Below are 15,122 nucleotides of genomic sequence, written 5' to 3'. Positions count from 1 at the left end.
TTCATGAGCGATCACAACACTGATAAACCCGACAAACCCGACGAACTTGCAGGGACTGAACAGCCTTTTGTTCAGCACCTCATGGAGTTGCGCGACCGGATGATCAAGGCGGTGATTGCGATCGGCGTCGCCGCTGCTATCCTGGCGCTGTTTCCGGGGCCCGGCGCGTTGTATGACATATTGGCCGCGCCGCTGGTGGCCACCTTGCCCAAGGGGGCCACGCTGATTGCCACCAACGTCATCTCGCCGTTTGTGGTGCCCATCAAGATACTGTTCATGGCCGCGTTCATGATTGCGCTGCCGGTGGTGCTTTACCAAGTATGGGCGTTTGTCGCGCCCGGCCTGTATTCGCACGAGAAAAAGCTGGTCATGCCGCTGGTGATCTCCAGCACTCTGCTGTTTTTTGTGGGCGTGGCGTTTTGCTACTACTTTGTCTTTGGCCAGGTGTTTCGCTTCATCCAGAGCTTTGCACCCAAGTCAATCACCGCCGCACCTGACATTGAGGAATACCTCAATTTCGTGCTGGGCATGTTCCTGGCCTTTGGCCTGGCCTTCGAGGTGCCCATCGCCGTGATCCTGCTGGTGCGCATGGGCGTGCTGAGTGTGGCCCAGCTGCGCGAATACCGCGGCTATTTCTGGGTGATTGCCGCCATTGGTACGGCGTTGGTCACGCCGCCTGATGCGGGCTCGATGATCATGCTGCTGATGGTGGTGGGTGGGCTCTATGAAATTGGCATTGTGGCCGCGCAGGTGTTTGTCAAGCACACCAAGGCCCCCGACACGGACAGCGAAACGGAAGCTGCCAAGCCCTGAGGCTGCGCGCCGGCCCGGTGGCGGGCAATATAGCTTCCATCGCGCAGCGCCCCTCCCAATGGGCGTCTTCCGCTATAAATCAGTCGTGCATTTGTCGGCTTGCCCATGGGCGCAAAGCCTCCCGCCAGCCCTCGGCGGTTGCACCCGGCTGATCCTTCAGCGCTGCACTTTGGGTCGCTGGCGCTTGCCCGGTGTGACTGCAATGTCGGTCTGGCGATCCTGGCGCAGCACGGTCAGGGGTGCCGGCGTGCCGGGCTTGAGGGCTGCCACGGCGGTCAGCAGCTGGCTCACATTGCTCACGGACTTGCCGTTGACCGCAGTGATCACGTCGCCGGGCTGGATGCCGGCCTGCGCGGCCGGGCCGTTCTGCAGCACGCCCGTGATGATCACCCCGCCGTTCTTCAGGGCTGCGGGCTTGATGTTGAAGGTTTCGGCTAATTCGGTGTTGAGCTCCTGCGGCTCCACGCCTATCCAGCCGCGCGTGACCTGGCCGTCTTTCACGATGCCCTCCAGCACCTGCTTGGCCGTTGATACCGGTATGGCAAAGCCGATGCCCATGGAGCCGCCCGAGCGCGAGTAAATAGCGGTGTTGATGCCCATCAGGTGGCCGTTCACGTCAACCAGTGCCCCGCCTGAATTGCCGGGGTTGATGGCGGCATCGGTCTGGATGAAGTTCTCGAAGGTGTTGATGCCGAGCTGGTTGCGCCCGAGGGCGCTCACGATGCCGCCGGTCACGGTCTGGCCCACGCCGAAAGGGTTGCCAATGGCCAGCACTGGGTCGCCCACCTGCAGCGCGTCGGAGTTGCCCAGCACAATGACGGGCAGCTTGTCCAGGTCGATCTTGAGAATGGCCAGATCGGTGTCGGGGTCGGTGCCTATCACCTGGGCCTTGGCCTTGCGCGTGTCGTTGAGGATGACCTCGATCTCGTCAGCACCTTCGACCACGTGGTTGTTGGTCAGGATGTAGCCCGAGGCGCTGATGATGACGCCGCTACCCAAGCCACCCTGCGGTTCGATACGGCCCTGGTCGCCGAAGAAAAACTTGAACCACGGATCGTCAGCATGCGGGTTTTTGACGGCGGCCTTGCTGGTGTTGATGCTGACCACCGCTGCCGAGGCGATTTTGGCGGCCGAACTGAAGCTGCCGGCGGGTCCGGCGCCGCGCGGCACGATGCTGGCCGGTGCCTCGATCACGGATACCCCACCGACGGAGGTACCCAGCCACTGCGGTTTGAGCGTTGCCACGACAAAGTAGGCGGCCAGCAGGACAGTGACGGTCTGGGAAAACAGGAGCCAGGTGCGCTTCATGGGGAAAAAGGTGGGTAGAAGGTGAGGGTGGAAGGTGGTGAACGGGGTGTCCCAAAGCCAGATGTATTGCCGACCGCCGGTTAAGCGCCTGCTCACTGGTCATATTGTCCCTCAAGCCGGCATTTCCAGGGCTGCTTCCGGGGCCGTTTTGGCGTGCAACGGTCCGTGCGGGCTCCCGGGGTGGGTTGGGCGAGGTCCGGATGGGGTCCGGGCGGGATGCCGCTGCGCGCAGTAGCTGAGACAATCAGCCCATGACTACCACCCGACAGGATTTGCTGCAGGCGTTTGATGCACTGCTGCAGCCCGCCCGCTTCAAGGACTACGGCCCCAACGGCCTGCAGGTGGAGGGGCGGGCGCAGATTGACAAAATCGTCTCGGGCGTCACCGCCAGCCGCGCGCTGATCGAGGCCGCCATTGCAGCGCGGGCCGATGCCATCTTCGTGCACCACGGCCTGTTCTGGCGGGGCCATGACGGCCGTATCACCGGCTGGATGAAGCAGCGGCTGGCGCTCCTGCTGGCCCATGACATCAACCTGTTCGCCTACCACCTGCCGCTGGATGCGCACCCGGAGCTTGGCAACAATGCGCAGCTGGGCGCGCGGCTTGGGTTGCAGGCGACGGCGCGGTTCGGCGAGCAGGACCTGGGCTTTATGGGTGGGCGGGCCGATGGCGGCAGCTTTGCCAGCGCGGATGCCCTGGCCGAGCACGTCAAAAAGGTGGTGAATCGGCTTGTCGTCGTGGAAGGCCGCCCGCATGAAGCTATAAAAAACATCGCATGGTGCAGCGGCGGCGCGCAGGGCTACTTTGAAGCCGCGATTGCGGCAGGCGCCGATGCCTTTATCACGGGCGAGATTTCCGAGCCGCAGGCCCACTATGCGCGGGAGATGGGCGTGGCCTTCATCGCCTGCGGCCATCATGCCTCAGAGCGCTATGGCGCGCCGGCCGTGGCTGCGCACGTGGCAGCGCAACTGGGCCTGGCCCACCAGTTCATCGACATCGACAACCCGGCCTGATTTTTTGGCCCCAGTCCTTCTCTCTCCCTTTTCCCTTCCCCTGACCACCATGCAAGACAAGCCCCTGCTCATCACGATGGGCGATGCCGCCGGCATCGGCCCGGAAATCATTGCCAGGGCGTTTGGCGAATCGCCCACGGGGATGGCTGGCTGCGTGGTCGTGGGCGATGTGGCTACGCTGCGCCGCGCCGCCGCACTGGTGGCTTCACCCCTGGCCTTGCCGGTGGCTGAACTCGCGGCGCTGGCTGACGCGCCCTCCGTTCCGCCCAATTGCATTGGAGTGCTGCAAAAATGTGAGCTGAAAATGCCCATCCCCTTTGGGCGGGTGAATGATTTTGCAGGAAAAGCGGCGGCCGATTGCATTGTCTGGGCGGCCCGCGCGGTGCTGACGGGCGAGGCGGCCGGCATGGTGACGGCGCCGATCCACAAGGAAGCCCTGGCCGCGGCCGGTGGCTGGGTGGCGAATTTCCCGGGCCACACGGAGCTGCTCCAGGCCGAGGCCGCGGCCTTCCTGGGCAAGCCGGTGCACGAGGTGCCGGTGCGCATGATGCTGGCCAATGATGAGCTGAAAACCGTGCTGGTGAGCATCCACATGTCGCTCCGGCACGCCATCGAGGCCGTGACTTTTGACAATGTGCTGCAAACCCTGCGCATCACCCACCAGGCCGTGGGCGCCAGCTTGGGCCGGCCTCCCCGCATCGCCGTGGCAGGGCTGAATCCGCATGCCGGCGAGGGCGGGCTGTTCGGCACCGAGGAGCAGGCCATCATCGCGCCGGCTATCGCGGCCGCGCGTGCGGAGGGCCTGGAGGTGAGCGGGCCCTTCGCCCCGGATACCGTCTTCATGCGGGCCCGCCATACGCCTGCAAAGCCCGGGGAGTTTGATGTGGTGGTCGCGATGTACCACGACCAGGGGCTGATCCCGGTGAAATACCTGGGGGTGGAGCAGGGCGTCAACGTGACGCTGGGCCTGCCGCTGGTGCGCACCAGTCCGGATCACGGCACCGCGTTTGACATTGCCGGGACCGGGCGTGCCGACGCCGCAAGCTTGCTGGCCGCCGTCCGCATGGCGCGCCAGCTGGTTGTCTGACGGAAAGCGCCGGAAAACCGCTGCCGATCCGACAGGAATCAATCCATCAAGCTATCAAATAGGTGGCGAAATGGCGAAATGGCGCAGAACCCTGTGGCAGGGTTCGCAGGAGCTTATTTTTTCAGGCTGTCGCGAATTTCGCGCAGCAGCACGACGTCTTCAGGCGGTGCCGCGGGCGCCGCAGGCGGGGTTTGGCTGCGTTTGAGCCGGTTGATCTGCTTGACCATCAGGAAAATGATGAAAGCCAGGATGGCAAAGTTGACCGCGACGGTGATGAAGTTGCCATAGGCCAACACCGGTACGCCGGCTTTTTTCAGGGCGTCCAGTGTCATCACGGTGCCCGGCGGCACGCTGCCCATCACCACAAACAGGTTGGAAAAATCCAGTTTCCCGACCACCGCGCCCACCATCGGCATGATCAGGTCGCCCACCACCGATTCAACAATCTTGCCGAACGCCGCGCCGATGATCACGCCCACAGCCAGATCAATCACGTTGCCCTTCACGGCAAACTCCCTGAATTCCTGCATCATTCCCATGTGCTACTCCTGTTGTTGGTGAACGCCTTGCCGATCGCCCCTTGCGATTGTCGAAAAGGCATTATGAAGGCTGGACCTGATCCTGGGCGCCGTACCTTGCCTGGCTGGAAGAAATCGCGTCCCGTTCCCACCCATGGCTGAAACAGCCGGCACGGGCGGCGGCAAGCCGGACCAACTGCCCCCGCCTTGAAAAACGCGTTCGCGCTCCGCTACAATTGCGGGTTGACCCCACTATGCCTTTTTCAAGCCAGTTCTTGAAGGACTCTCATGACCCAAGCAAGCGTGAACGCAGTGCCGCACGGCGCTCCTGTAGATAAAGATAAAAGAAACTGGCTCGTGGCCACGGCCGTTGCAGGCACCGCTGGCGCTGCCGCTGTTGCCGTTCCCTTTGTGAGCAGTTTTCAACCGTCCGAGCGTGCCAAGGCCGCCGGTGCGGCCGTTGAAGTTGATATTTCCGGCATCAAGCCCGGCGAGAAAATCACGGTCGAGTGGCGCGGCAAACCGGTGTGGATTGTCAAGCGCACGCCTGAGCAGCTCGCCTCCCTGCCCAAAGTCGATGCCCTGCTGGCCGACCCCAAGTCCGAGCGCAAGCCGGATGAGTTGACCCCCGCATACGCCCGCAACGAAAACCGTTCCATCAAGCCCGAAACGCTGGTGGTGGTGGGTATCTGCTCGCACCTGGGCTGCTCGCCGTCCGACAAGTTCCAGCCCGGCGCCCAGCCCTCGCTGCCCGACGACTGGGCGGGCGGCTTCCTCTGCCCCTGCCATGGCTCCACCTTCGACATCGCTGGCCGCGTCTACAAAAACAAGCCCGCTCCCGATAACCTGGAAGTGCCTCCGCACATGTACCTGTCAGACACCCGGCTGCTGATTGGTGAAGACAAAAAGGCCTGAAGGCTGATCAATCCTTCCCAAGACCCTGCCGAAAGCGCTTGAAAATTTGCTGGCCGTTCCTTCAAACGGAATATCCAGGCCTGATTCAAGCGATCGACAAAGAACCCCACCGAACCAGGATCAGTGATGGCTGAATTCAAAGAAATTTCCCCCGACGCCCCCCTCGCTGCCAAGGCGATGGCCTGGGTTGACAACCGCTTTCCCGCCAGCAAGCTCTACAAAGAGCACATGAGCGAGTATTACGCGCCGAAGAACTTCAACTTCTGGTACATCTTTGGCTCGCTGGCCATGTTGGTGCTGGTGATCCAGATCGTCACCGGTATTTTCCTGACCATGCATTACAAGCCGGATGCGGCGCTGGCGTTTGGCTCTGTCGAATACATCATGCGCGACGTGCCCTGGGGCTGGCTGATCCGCTACATGCACTCCACCGGCGCCTCGGCCTTCTTTGTCGTGGTCTACCTGCACATGTTCCGCGGCCTGATCTATGGCAGCTACCGCAAGCCGCGCGAGCTGATCTGGATTTTCGGCTGCGCAATTTTCCTCTGCCTGATGGCCGAGGCGTTCATGGGTTACCTGTTGCCCTGGGGCCAGATGAGCTACTGGGGCGCCCAGGTGATCGTGAACCTGTTCGCTGCCATTCCCTTCATTGGTCCCGATCTGGCGCTGCTGATTCGCGGCGACTATGTGGTGGGTGACGCCACGCTGAACCGCTTCTTCGCCTTCCACGTGATTGCCGTGCCGCTGGTCCTGCTGGGTCTGGTGGCCGCGCACATCATCGCGCTGCACGAGGTGGGTTCCAACAACCCCGACGGTGTCGAGATCAAGGCCACCAAGGGTGCAGACGGTCATCCGCTGGACGGCATTCCCTTCCATCCCTATTACACGGTGCACGACATTTTTGGCGTTTGCCTGTTCCTGATGGTGTTCTCCGCTGTCGTGTTCCTGGCGCCCGAGTTCGGTGGCTATTTCCTCGAGTACAACAACTTCATCCCGGCTGATCCGCTCAAGACGCCTGCACACATCGCACCCGTCTGGTACTTCACGCCTTACTACTCCATGCTGCGCGCAATTACCAGCGAAATGATGTACGCGTTGATTGCCTGCGTGATCGGTGCTGCGGCGCTGAGCGTGGTCAAGTTCAAGATGCCTGCGCTGGTCAAGGGTGTCATCGTGGCGGCGGCCGTGGTGGTGGCGATCCTGATGCTGTCGATCGACGCCAAGTTCTGGGGTGTGATGGTCATGGGTGGCGCGGTCGTCATTTTGTTCTTCCTGCCGTGGCTGGACCACAGCGAAGTCAAGTCCATCCGCTACCGCCCAAGCTGGAACAAGATCCTGTACGGCGTGTTCGTGGTCAACTTCCTGGTACTGGGCTACCTGGGCGTGCAGCCTCCCTCCCCGGTTGGCGAGCGCGTGTCGCAGATTGGCACCCTGTTCTACTTTGGCTTCTTCCTGCTGATGCCCTGGTGGAGCCGATTGGGAACCTTTAAGCCCGTCCCCAACCGCGTGACTTTTGCTGCCCACTGAGCTGGAAAGTTGTAATAATGAAAAAACTGATTTCTAACGCGATTTTTGCCCTGGTCACAGCGGTCGGTCTGGTAGCTGGTGCGCAGGCCTCGGAAGGTGGCATTGCCTGGGACAAGGCGCCCGGCAAGACCAACGACATGGCCACCCTGCAAAGCGGCGCCAAGCTGTTCGTCAATTACTGCCTGAGCTGCCATTCGGCAGCCTACATGCGTTACAACCGCCTCACGGACATCGGCCTGACCGAGCAGCAGATCAAGGACAACCTGCTGTTCACCACTGAAAAAGTCGGTGAAACCATGAAGGCCGCGATCGACCCGAAACAGGCCAAGGACTGGTTTGGCGGCAACCCGCCGGACTTGAGCGTCATTGCACGCTCGCGTTCCGGCGCCAATGGCACGGGTGCCGACTATCTCTACACCTATCTGCGTACCTACTACCGCGACGAGACCAAGGCGACGGGCTGGAATAACCTGGTTTTCCCCAGTGTGGCCATGCCGCATGTGCTGTGGGAACTGCAGGGTGAACGCAAGCCGGTCTACCTGGAAAAGGAAGAACACGGCCACAAGGTGTCCATTTTCAAGGGCTGGCAGCAGGTCACGCCTGGCGCCATGACGCCGCTGCAATACGACCAGGCCATGGGTGACCTGGTGGGTTACCTGCAGTGGATGAGCGAGCCGGCCCAGAACACCCGTGTTCGCGTAGGCGTGTGGGTGCTGATTTTCCTTCTGGGCATGACCTTCATCGCCTGGCGCCTGAATGCGGCGTACTGGAAAGATATCAAGTAATTTTTCGCCGGCCATGCGCTTTGCTGCGCGCCGGCATCTTCGGAGTGGAAGGTTCTAAGTTTTGATTCTTAGCCTCCACTCTTTTGTTTTCAGGAGTTCCGAATCATGATGGTCCTTTATTCAGGCACGACCTGCCCCTTCTCGCACCGCTGCCGTTTTGTGCTGTTTGAAAAAGGCATGGACTTCGAAATCCGCGATGTCGACCTCTACAACAAGCCGGAAGACATCAATGTGATGAATCCTTACGGCCAGGTTCCCATTCTGGTCGAGCGCGACCTGATCCTGTACGAGTCCAACATCATCAACGAGTACATCGACGAGCGTTTCCCGCACCCGCAACTGATGCCCGGCGACCCGGTCGACCGTGCGCGTGTTCGCCTGTTCCTGCTGAACTTTGAAAAAGAGCTGTTCGTTCACGTCAGCACGCTGGAATCACGGGCTTCCAAGGGCAATGAGAAGGCGCTTGAAAAAGCCCGCTCGCACATCCGTGACCGCCTGACGCAGCTGGCCCCGATCTTTCTGAAAAACAAGTTCATGCTCGGCGACAACTTCTCGATGCTGGACGTGGCGATTGCGCCGCTGCTCTGGCGCCTGGACTACTACGACATCGACCTGTCAAAAAATGCCGCACCGCTGCTCAAGTATGCCGAGCGCATTTTTTCGCGCCCCGCTTACATTGAAGCACTGACGCCTTCCGAGAAGGTCATGCGCAAATAATATGGCCCCCACGCTTGTCGCTTCGCGTACTGCGCTGTCCCCCGAGGGGGCGCTGCGCCTGCGGCCCGGCATAGCCGGTTCCGCGGCCCTGGCTGGTGAAGAGGGCGCCCACACGCGGGTCCGGGTCCAACTTGGCTGAATTCATGAACGCACCGGATTCCACGTCGACCCGCCCGTACCTGATACGGGCGCTTTACGAGTGGTGCACCGACAACGGCCTCACGCCTTATGTGGCGGTGTCGGTGGATGAAACCGTGCAGGTGCCGCGCGAGTATGTAAAAAACAATGAGATCGTGCTCAATATCAGTTTTGATGCGACCAGCTCGCTCAAACTGGGCAACGACTTTATCGAGTTCAAGGCGCGTTTTGCCGGCAGCGCCCGAGAGATCGTCGTTCCGATCACGCATGTGATTGCCATCTACGCGCGCGAAAACGGGCAGGGCATGGCTTTCCCCATGGTGGCCTCGCCGGCAGGCTCTGCGGCCGGCATTGATGCGGTTCCGGGGACACCCGGTGAATCTGCCCCGGCGGAAGTCTCTTCGGCGCAGGGTGTGGGGGATGGGCCGGAAGGCAAGATCATGCAACTGGTGCCCGAGAGCGCACCCGAAGCCGGTGAGCAAGGCCCTGATTCCCCCGAGCCCCCCAAGTCACCACCGCGCACACGCCCGTCACTCAAGCGCGTCAAGTAAAATAGTTTTGTGCCGCTTTAGCTCAGTTGGTAGAGCAACCGCCTTGTAAGCGGTAGGTCGTCAGTTCGATTCCGACAAGCGGCACCATTTATCAAAGCATCTTTGCCATCCCATACTTCATGGGTGTTCGGCGCTATGACTTGAATAGCGATTGGCAAACTGATCACCGGGTCAACTGCGCTGAACCTCCGTTGGAAGCATGCGCTTACTACTTTTTGGTTATTAGTATCTTCAACCGAATTGAGGTAATCTTCCAACCTTTGCCCACTAGGTGGGTCCGGATGAGCGGAAGCAGCTGACGGATTTTCGCGGCGGCTGCATTGCTGCTCACCAGCAGGCACCAACTTTCTCCCTCAATCGGTCCGGCCTTGACGGCAGGACGCAGGGTCTCCGGAAGCAGCGACTCAATCGCCTTGAGTCTGTCATTGGACTCACGGACGAGTTCGGTCAGCCGTGCCAGGGGCGGAGAATTGCCGGCAGCCTGATGGATGGTGAGGGTCGAAGGAGGGCGCCGGATGGGATTCACGTTGGGCGGGCTGCGGCCCGGTCAGTGCAAGCTTTTAAAGAGGTAGACACAAGTGCATTTGATTATCACGGATGCGTGGCTGGCCAATAGCCGGGCCATCTATTTAAGTGGCACAAAACTGATTTTGGCGGGCTTTGTCGCCGCATTGGCCCTCATGCTTGTCGCCGCCGGCCTGTACCACTGGGTGTTTCTCAAGGGGGCCCGTGAAGGCTGGCCCGTGATTGGATCGCTGGTGAAGCTGGTGGTCAAGGATGAGTTCGATCAACGCGATCGCTTCCTGCGCGAGAACCTCGATGTGATGGCCAGGCGGCTGGGTGAAATGCAGGCCAAGGTGATGCAGCTTGAAGCGCTGGGTGAACGGGTATCGGGTCTGGCCGGTGTGAACCCCGGCGAGATCAGGGCAGTGCCCGGCAGCGGCGGCGCGCTGGTGTCCGGGCGTTCACTTACGATGGACGAGCTTCAGGCCACATTGGCGGATCTGGACAAACTGACCGATCAGCGGGTCGACCTGATGACCGTGATGGAGTCCCGCCTGTTTGACCAGAAGATCAAGAAAATGATGGTGCCGACCCAGGAGCCGGTGGCTGGCGGCCAACTTGGCTCGTCCTTTGGCTGGCGCATTGACCCGCTCAATGGCCGGTCTGCGCTGCATACCGGCCTGGACTTCCCGTCGGACCCTGGCACCGCGATCCTTGCGGCTGCGGGCGGCGTGGTCGTGGCGCAGGAATATCACCCGGCCTACGGCAACATGGTGGAAGTGGACCATGGCAATGACCTGGTGACGCGCTACGCGCATGCGTCGCGGGTGCTGGTCAAAAAAGGCGATCTGGTCAAACGCGGCCAGAAGATTGCTGAGGTGGGCACCACCGGTCGCTCCACAGGCCCGCACCTGCATTTTGAGGTTCTGGTCCAGGGGGTTTTTCAGGACCCGCAGAAATTTCTGACAGCCGGCCAGAAACTGCCCAGGCTTGCAATGGCTGCTGCAGGCACCCGGCCGCGGCGGACGGCAGCCTTGCCGCAAGCCCCGCCGAACTAGCGGTTCCAGCGGCGCTAAAATCAGCGCTTTGCGCACAGTTGAACTAACTGGTCGCGCCCACACCTAAGTTCCGTATTCACTAAGGGATTTTGGCCGCCTTGCCCGCTCACGGGAGTGTCAAGGCGGCCTCGCATTTATGGCTTCCAACATCCTGACCCAAATTTTCGGCAGCCGCAACGACAGGCTGCTTAAAACCTACCGCAAAACCGTAGACCACATCAATGCACTGGAGACCCAGTACGAGAAGCTGAGCGACGACGAGTTGCGTGCCAAGACCGAGGAATTCAGGAATCGCGTGGCTGCCGGCGAGGCGCTGGATGCCATTCTTCCGGAAGCCTTTGCCGTTGTACGCGAAGGCAGCAAGCGCGTCATGAAGATGCGCCACTTTGACGTGCAGATGCTGGGCGGCATGGCACTGCACAACGGCAAGATTTCGGAAATGCGCACGGGTGAGGGCAAGACCCTGACCGCGACGCTGCCGGTCTACCTCAATGCATTGACCGGCAAGGGCGTCCATGTGGTGACGGTCAATGATTACCTGGCCAGCCGGGACGCCCGCTGGATGGGCAAGCTCTATAACTTTCTCGGGATGACGGTCGGCATCAACCTGCCCAACATGTCGCGCGAGGAAAAGCAGGCCGCCTACAACGCCGACATCACCTACGGGACCAACAACGAGTACGGTTTTGACTACCTGCGCGACAACATGGTGTACGAGGTCGGAGACCGCGTGCAGCGCGGCCTGAACTACGCCATCGTTGACGAGGTGGACTCGATCCTGATTGACGAGGCGCGTACACCCCTCATCATCAGCGGTCAGGCCGAAGACCACACCGAGATGTACCTCGCGATGAACAGGGTCGTGCCGTTGCTCACGCGCCAGGAAGGCGAGGCCGACCCCCGCACCGGCGAGGGCGTGACCAAGCCCGGCGACTTCACCATCGACGAGAAAACACGCCAGGTGTTTTTGACCGAGCAGGGCCACGAGAGCGCCGAGCGCATCCTGTTCAACTTGGGCCTGATTGCCGAAAGCGCCACGCTCTACGATCCGGCCAACATTTCGTTGATGCACCATTTGTACGCCGCCCTGCGCGCCAATTTGCTGTACCACCGTGACCAGCACTATGTGGTGCAGGACGGTGAGGTCGTGATCGTTGACGAGTTCACCGGCCGCCTGATGTCGGGCCGCCGCTGGAGCGATGGCCTGCACCAGGCCGTTGAAGCCAAGGAAGGTGTGCAGATCCAGGCGGAAAACCAGACGCTGGCTTCCATCACGTTCCAGAACTATTTCCGCCTCTACGGCAAGCTGGCCGGCATGACCGGTACCGCCGATACCGAAGCCTACGAGTTCCAGGAGATTTACGGACTGGAGACGACGGTCATTCCACCCAACCGGGTCAGCCGGCGCGATGACCAGCTTGATCGCGTGTACAAAACCACACGCGAGAAATACGAAGCCGGCATCAAGGATATTCGCGAGTGCTATGAGCGCGGCCAGCCGGTGCTGGTGGGTACGACCTCCATCGAGAACTCCGAAATCATTGACCAACTGCTGGAAAAGGAAAAACTGCCGCACCAGGTGCTCAACGCCAAGCAGCACGCCCGGGAAGCCGATATCGTGGCGCAGGCCGGTCGCCTGAAGATGATCACCATTGCCACCAACATGGCCGGTCGTGGTACCGACATCGTGCTGGGCGGTAACCTTGAAAAGCTGATTGAAGCGGTTGAAGCCGACGAGTCGATGGACACCGCTGCGAAGGAGGCCGAAATTGCCCGCCTGCGTGCCCGGTGGACAGAAGAGCATGAGCAGGTCAAGGCGCTGGGCGGTTTGCGCATCATCGCGACCGAACGCCACGAGTCGCGCCGCATCGACAACCAGTTGCGCGGCCGTTCGGGCCGGCAGGGCGACCCGGGCTCCTCGCGGTTTTACCTGAGCCTGGATGATCCACTGATGCGCATTTTCGCGGGCGATCGCGTGAAGGCCATCATGGAGCGGCTCAAAATGCCCGATGGCGAGGCCATCGAAGCCGGCATCGTGACGCGCAGCATCGAATCCGCACAGCGCAAGGTTGAAGCGCGCAACTTCGACATCCGCAAGCAGCTGCTTGAATATGACGATGTGGCCAATGACCAGCGCAAGGTGATTTACCAACAGCGCAATGACATCATGGACGCGGGCAGCCTGCAAGGGCAGATCGAGTCCCTGCGCGAAGGCTGCTTCACGGATTTGGCGCGGCAGTACGTGCCGGCTGAAAGCGTCGAGGAGCAGTGGGACATTGCCGGCCTCGAAAAGGTGCTGCTCGATGAGTGGCAGATCAGCCTGCCGCTGGCCGGGGAGCTGGAGAGCGCAACCGCCATCACCGACGAAGACATCCTGGAAAAGGTCATTGCTGCGGCCAATGTCGCGTTTGCCGACAAGGTCGAGAAAATCGGCCAGGAAAACTTCACGCAGTTCGAGCGCATTGTGCTGCTGCAAAGCATAGACACCCATTGGCGTGAACACCTGAGCGCGCTGGACTATCTGCGCCAGGGCATCCATTTGCGCGGCTATGCGCAAAAGCAGCCGAAGCAGGAATACAAGCGCGAAGCGTTTGAGCTGTTTGGCCAGTTGCTTGACAGCGTGAAGAACGAAGTCACCAAGGTGCTGATGACGGTCAAGATCCAGTCGGGCGAGCAGCTCGAGCAGGCCGCCGAGGAAATGGAAAATCGGGCAGAAAGCATCTCCAACGTCACCTATACGGCTCCCACCGAAACCGGTGAAGCGGAAACCCGGGTGGACGAAGACACGCAGCGGCGCGTGCCACTGGCCTCCGGCATCGCCGTGCCGCGTGTGGGGCGCAATGATCCGTGCCCCTGCGGTTCGGGCAAGAAGTACAAGCTGTGCCACGGCCGGCTGAATTGAGTCCCTCTGGGTCGAACGACTAGTTTTCTGGAGTCACGAACATGCCCGTCAATCTGCTGGCTACACCCGCGGCGGACCTTTACCCTGTGCCTGGTGTGCGCTGGGGCATCACCGAAGCAGGCATACGCAAGGCCAACCGCAAGGATCTGGCCGTGCTGCTGCTGGATGAGGGGGCCTCGGTAGGCGCCGTCTTCACGCAAAACAGGTTTTGTGCGGCGCCCGTGCAGATCTGCCGGGAGCACCTCGCAAAGAACGCGGGCCAAAGCCTGGGCATCCGCGCCATGCTGATCAACACCGGCAATGCCAACGCCGGCACCGGCGAGGACGGACTGAACCGCGCGCTGGCCAGCTGTATTGCACTGGCCCGCGAACTCAATCTGGCTCCCGAGCAAATCCTGCCGTTTTCAACCGGCGTGATCATGGAGCCGCTGCCGCACGACCGCATTGCCGCTGGCCTGCCCGCCGCGCTGGCGGATGCCAAAGCCGACAACTGGGCGAATGCGGCGGAGGCCATCATGACCACCGATACGGTGGCCAAGGCATTCTCCACCAGGCTCGTGATCGGCGGCGCAGAAGTCACCATCACCGGCATCAGCAAGGGCGCCGGCATGATCCGGCCCAATATGGCGACCATGCTGGGCTTCATGGCAACCAGCGCCTGCGTGTCGCAAACCTTGATGGGCCAGTTGGCCCGCGAACTCGCCGAGGGCTCGTTCAACCGCGTCACGGTGGATGGCGACACATCAACCAACGACTCCTTTGTGGTTGTGGCCACCAACCAGGCGACCCACGCCCCCATCACCTCGCTGGACAGCGCAGACGGCCAAGCCCTGCGTGCGGCGATGCTGGACATCGCCAAAAAACTGGCGCAGGCCATCGTGCGAGACGGCGAGGGCGCCACCAAATTCATCACGGTGCAGGTCGAGGGCGGAAAAACTGGTGAAGAGTGCCGCAAGGTGGCCTACGCCATCGCCCATTCACCGCTGGTCAAGACGGCATTTTTTGCCAGCGATCCCAATCTGGGCCGTATTCTGGCCGCCGTGGGCTATGCCGGCATTGACGACCTGGACCAGACCCAAATCGACTTGTACCTGGATGATGTGCTGGTGGCCAAAAACGGTGGCCGGCACGTGGGCTATGTGGAAGCGGACGGCCAGCGGGTGATGAAGCAGAGCGAGATCACGGTGCGCGTGGTGCTGGGCCGCGGCGCGGCCCGGGATACCGTCTGGACTTGCGACCTCTCCTACGACTACGTCAAGATTAACGCTGATTACCGCAGCTAAAGC

General features: G+C 61.2%; 14 protein-coding genes and 1 tRNA gene. 12 read left to right on the top strand and 3 right to left on the bottom strand.

All coding sequences use genetic code 11. From position 1 onward, the window contains the following. Positions 1-3 precede the first annotated feature (3 nt). Positions 4-813, top strand: coding sequence for a twin-arginine translocase subunit TatC (gene tatC / locus AC1DUB_RS05450; protein ID WP_477728636.1), 810 nt, complete (start codon positions 4-6; stop codon positions 811-813). Positions 814-969: 156 nt separating this feature from the next. Here the strand turns inward: tatC and AC1DUB_RS05445 are convergent, their stop codons facing one another. Next, positions 970-2,121, bottom strand: a complete 1,152-nt coding sequence (locus AC1DUB_RS05445; protein ID WP_477728635.1) for a S1C family serine protease — start codon at positions 2,119-2,121, stop codon at positions 970-972. Between the two features lie 251 nt (positions 2,122-2,372). On the opposite strand from AC1DUB_RS05445, the gene AC1DUB_RS05440 reads away from it, so the two are divergent. Together AC1DUB_RS05440 and pdxA are read left to right on the top strand one after the other, a co-directional pair. After that, a complete protein-coding gene (locus AC1DUB_RS05440; protein ID WP_477728634.1) occupies positions 2,373-3,134 on the top strand; it encodes a Nif3-like dinuclear metal center hexameric protein in 762 nt (253 codons plus the stop codon). 49 nt (positions 3,135-3,183) lie between these two features. Beyond that, positions 3,184-4,221, top strand: coding sequence for a 4-hydroxythreonine-4-phosphate dehydrogenase PdxA (gene pdxA, locus AC1DUB_RS05435; RefSeq protein WP_477728633.1), 1,038 nt, complete (start codon positions 3,184-3,186; stop codon positions 4,219-4,221). A gap of 113 nt (positions 4,222-4,334) precedes the next feature. Here the strand turns inward: pdxA and mscL are convergent, their stop codons facing one another. Next, on the bottom strand, positions 4,335-4,760 hold the full coding sequence (gene mscL / locus AC1DUB_RS05430; RefSeq protein WP_477728632.1) for a large conductance mechanosensitive channel protein MscL: 426 nt from the start codon (positions 4,758-4,760) through the stop codon (positions 4,335-4,337). 267 nt (positions 4,761-5,027) lie between these two features. Here mscL and petA point away from each other — a divergent pair, with 267 nt between their 5' ends. The 6 genes from petA (at position 5,028) to AC1DUB_RS05400 (ending at position 9,459) form a co-directional block, all read left to right on the top strand. Beyond that, positions 5,028-5,654, top strand: a complete 627-nt coding sequence (gene petA / locus AC1DUB_RS05425; RefSeq protein WP_477717727.1) for a ubiquinol-cytochrome c reductase iron-sulfur subunit — start codon at positions 5,028-5,030, stop codon at positions 5,652-5,654. Between the two features lie 126 nt (positions 5,655-5,780). Continuing rightward, positions 5,781-7,181: a cytochrome b gene (locus AC1DUB_RS05420; RefSeq protein WP_477717728.1), complete on the top strand. Its 1,401-nt coding sequence runs from the start codon at positions 5,781-5,783 to the stop codon at positions 7,179-7,181. Positions 7,182-7,198: 17 nt separating this feature from the next. Further along, positions 7,199-7,966 carry a cytochrome c1 gene (locus tag AC1DUB_RS05415; protein ID WP_477728631.1) on the top strand — a complete coding sequence of 256 codons (768 nt, stop codon included), beginning with the start codon at positions 7,199-7,201 and terminating at the stop codon, positions 7,964-7,966. A 105-nt stretch (positions 7,967-8,071) separates the two neighbouring features. After that, positions 8,072-8,683 carry a glutathione S-transferase N-terminal domain-containing protein gene (locus AC1DUB_RS05410; RefSeq protein WP_007868077.1) on the top strand — a complete coding sequence of 204 codons (612 nt, stop codon included), beginning with the start codon at positions 8,072-8,074 and terminating at the stop codon, positions 8,681-8,683. Between the two features lie 143 nt (positions 8,684-8,826). Further along, the gene (locus tag AC1DUB_RS05405) at positions 8,827-9,372 is read left to right on the top strand and encodes a ClpXP protease specificity-enhancing factor (protein WP_477728630.1); all 546 of its coding nucleotides are present in this window, start codon (positions 8,827-8,829) and stop codon (positions 9,370-9,372) included. 11 nt (positions 9,373-9,383) lie between these two features. Continuing rightward, positions 9,384-9,459: transfer RNA gene (locus tag AC1DUB_RS05400), tRNA-Thr, on the top strand. Between the two features lie 121 nt (positions 9,460-9,580). Here the strand turns inward: AC1DUB_RS05400 and AC1DUB_RS05395 are convergent. Next, positions 9,581-9,889 (bottom strand): hypothetical protein, encoded by a 309-nt coding sequence (locus AC1DUB_RS05395; protein WP_477728714.1) that lies wholly within the window; start codon positions 9,887-9,889, stop codon positions 9,581-9,583. A gap of 61 nt (positions 9,890-9,950) precedes the next feature. On the opposite strand from AC1DUB_RS05395, the gene AC1DUB_RS05390 reads away from it, so the two are divergent. The 3 genes from AC1DUB_RS05390 to argJ all read left to right on the top strand — a co-directional run bounded on the left by AC1DUB_RS05390 (position 9,951) and on the right by argJ (position 15,119). Next, positions 9,951-10,934, top strand: coding sequence for a M23 family metallopeptidase (locus tag AC1DUB_RS05390; RefSeq protein WP_477728629.1), 984 nt, complete (start codon positions 9,951-9,953; stop codon positions 10,932-10,934). Positions 10,935-11,070: 136 nt separating this feature from the next. Then, the gene (secA, locus tag AC1DUB_RS05385; RefSeq protein WP_477728628.1) at positions 11,071-13,836 is read left to right on the top strand and encodes a preprotein translocase subunit SecA; all 2,766 of its coding nucleotides are present in this window, start codon (positions 11,071-11,073) and stop codon (positions 13,834-13,836) included. A gap of 41 nt (positions 13,837-13,877) precedes the next feature. After that, on the top strand, positions 13,878-15,119 hold the full coding sequence (gene argJ, locus AC1DUB_RS05380) for a bifunctional glutamate N-acetyltransferase/amino-acid acetyltransferase ArgJ (RefSeq protein WP_477728627.1): 1,242 nt from the start codon (positions 13,878-13,880) through the stop codon (positions 15,117-15,119). Positions 15,120-15,122 lie beyond the last annotated feature (3 nt).

This window comes from Polaromonas sp. P4_F9, assembly GCF_056401235.1.
The sequence above is the reverse complement of the archived record's forward strand: the minus strand, read 5'-3'. Positions and strand labels throughout refer to the sequence as shown.

Excerpts from the sequence above, each read along its gene's own strand:
- AC1DUB_RS05445 (WP_477728635.1), bottom strand. The coding sequence starts at position 2,121 with ATGAAGCGCACCTGGCTCCTGTTTTCCCAGACCGTCACTGTCCTGCTG.
- tatC (WP_477728636.1), top strand. The coding sequence starts at position 4 with ATGAGCGATCACAACACTGATAAACCCGACAAACCCGACGAACTTGCA.
- argJ (WP_477728627.1), top strand. The coding sequence starts at position 13,878 with ATGCCCGTCAATCTGCTGGCTACACCCGCGGCGGACCTTTACCCTGTG.
- AC1DUB_RS05420 (WP_477717728.1), top strand. The coding sequence starts at position 5,781 with ATGGCTGAATTCAAAGAAATTTCCCCCGACGCCCCCCTCGCTGCCAAG.
- mscL (WP_477728632.1), bottom strand. The coding sequence starts at position 4,760 with ATGGGAATGATGCAGGAATTCAGGGAGTTTGCCGTGAAGGGCAACGTG.
- AC1DUB_RS05415 (WP_477728631.1), top strand. The coding sequence starts at position 7,199 with ATGAAAAAACTGATTTCTAACGCGATTTTTGCCCTGGTCACAGCGGTC.
- secA (WP_477728628.1), top strand. The coding sequence starts at position 11,071 with ATGGCTTCCAACATCCTGACCCAAATTTTCGGCAGCCGCAACGACAGG.
- AC1DUB_RS05440 (WP_477728634.1), top strand. The coding sequence starts at position 2,373 with ATGACTACCACCCGACAGGATTTGCTGCAGGCGTTTGATGCACTGCTG.
- pdxA (WP_477728633.1), top strand. The coding sequence starts at position 3,184 with ATGCAAGACAAGCCCCTGCTCATCACGATGGGCGATGCCGCCGGCATC.
- AC1DUB_RS05405 (WP_477728630.1), top strand. The coding sequence starts at position 8,827 with ATGAACGCACCGGATTCCACGTCGACCCGCCCGTACCTGATACGGGCG.
- petA (WP_477717727.1), top strand. The coding sequence starts at position 5,028 with ATGACCCAAGCAAGCGTGAACGCAGTGCCGCACGGCGCTCCTGTAGAT.
- AC1DUB_RS05410 (WP_007868077.1), top strand. The coding sequence starts at position 8,072 with ATGATGGTCCTTTATTCAGGCACGACCTGCCCCTTCTCGCACCGCTGC.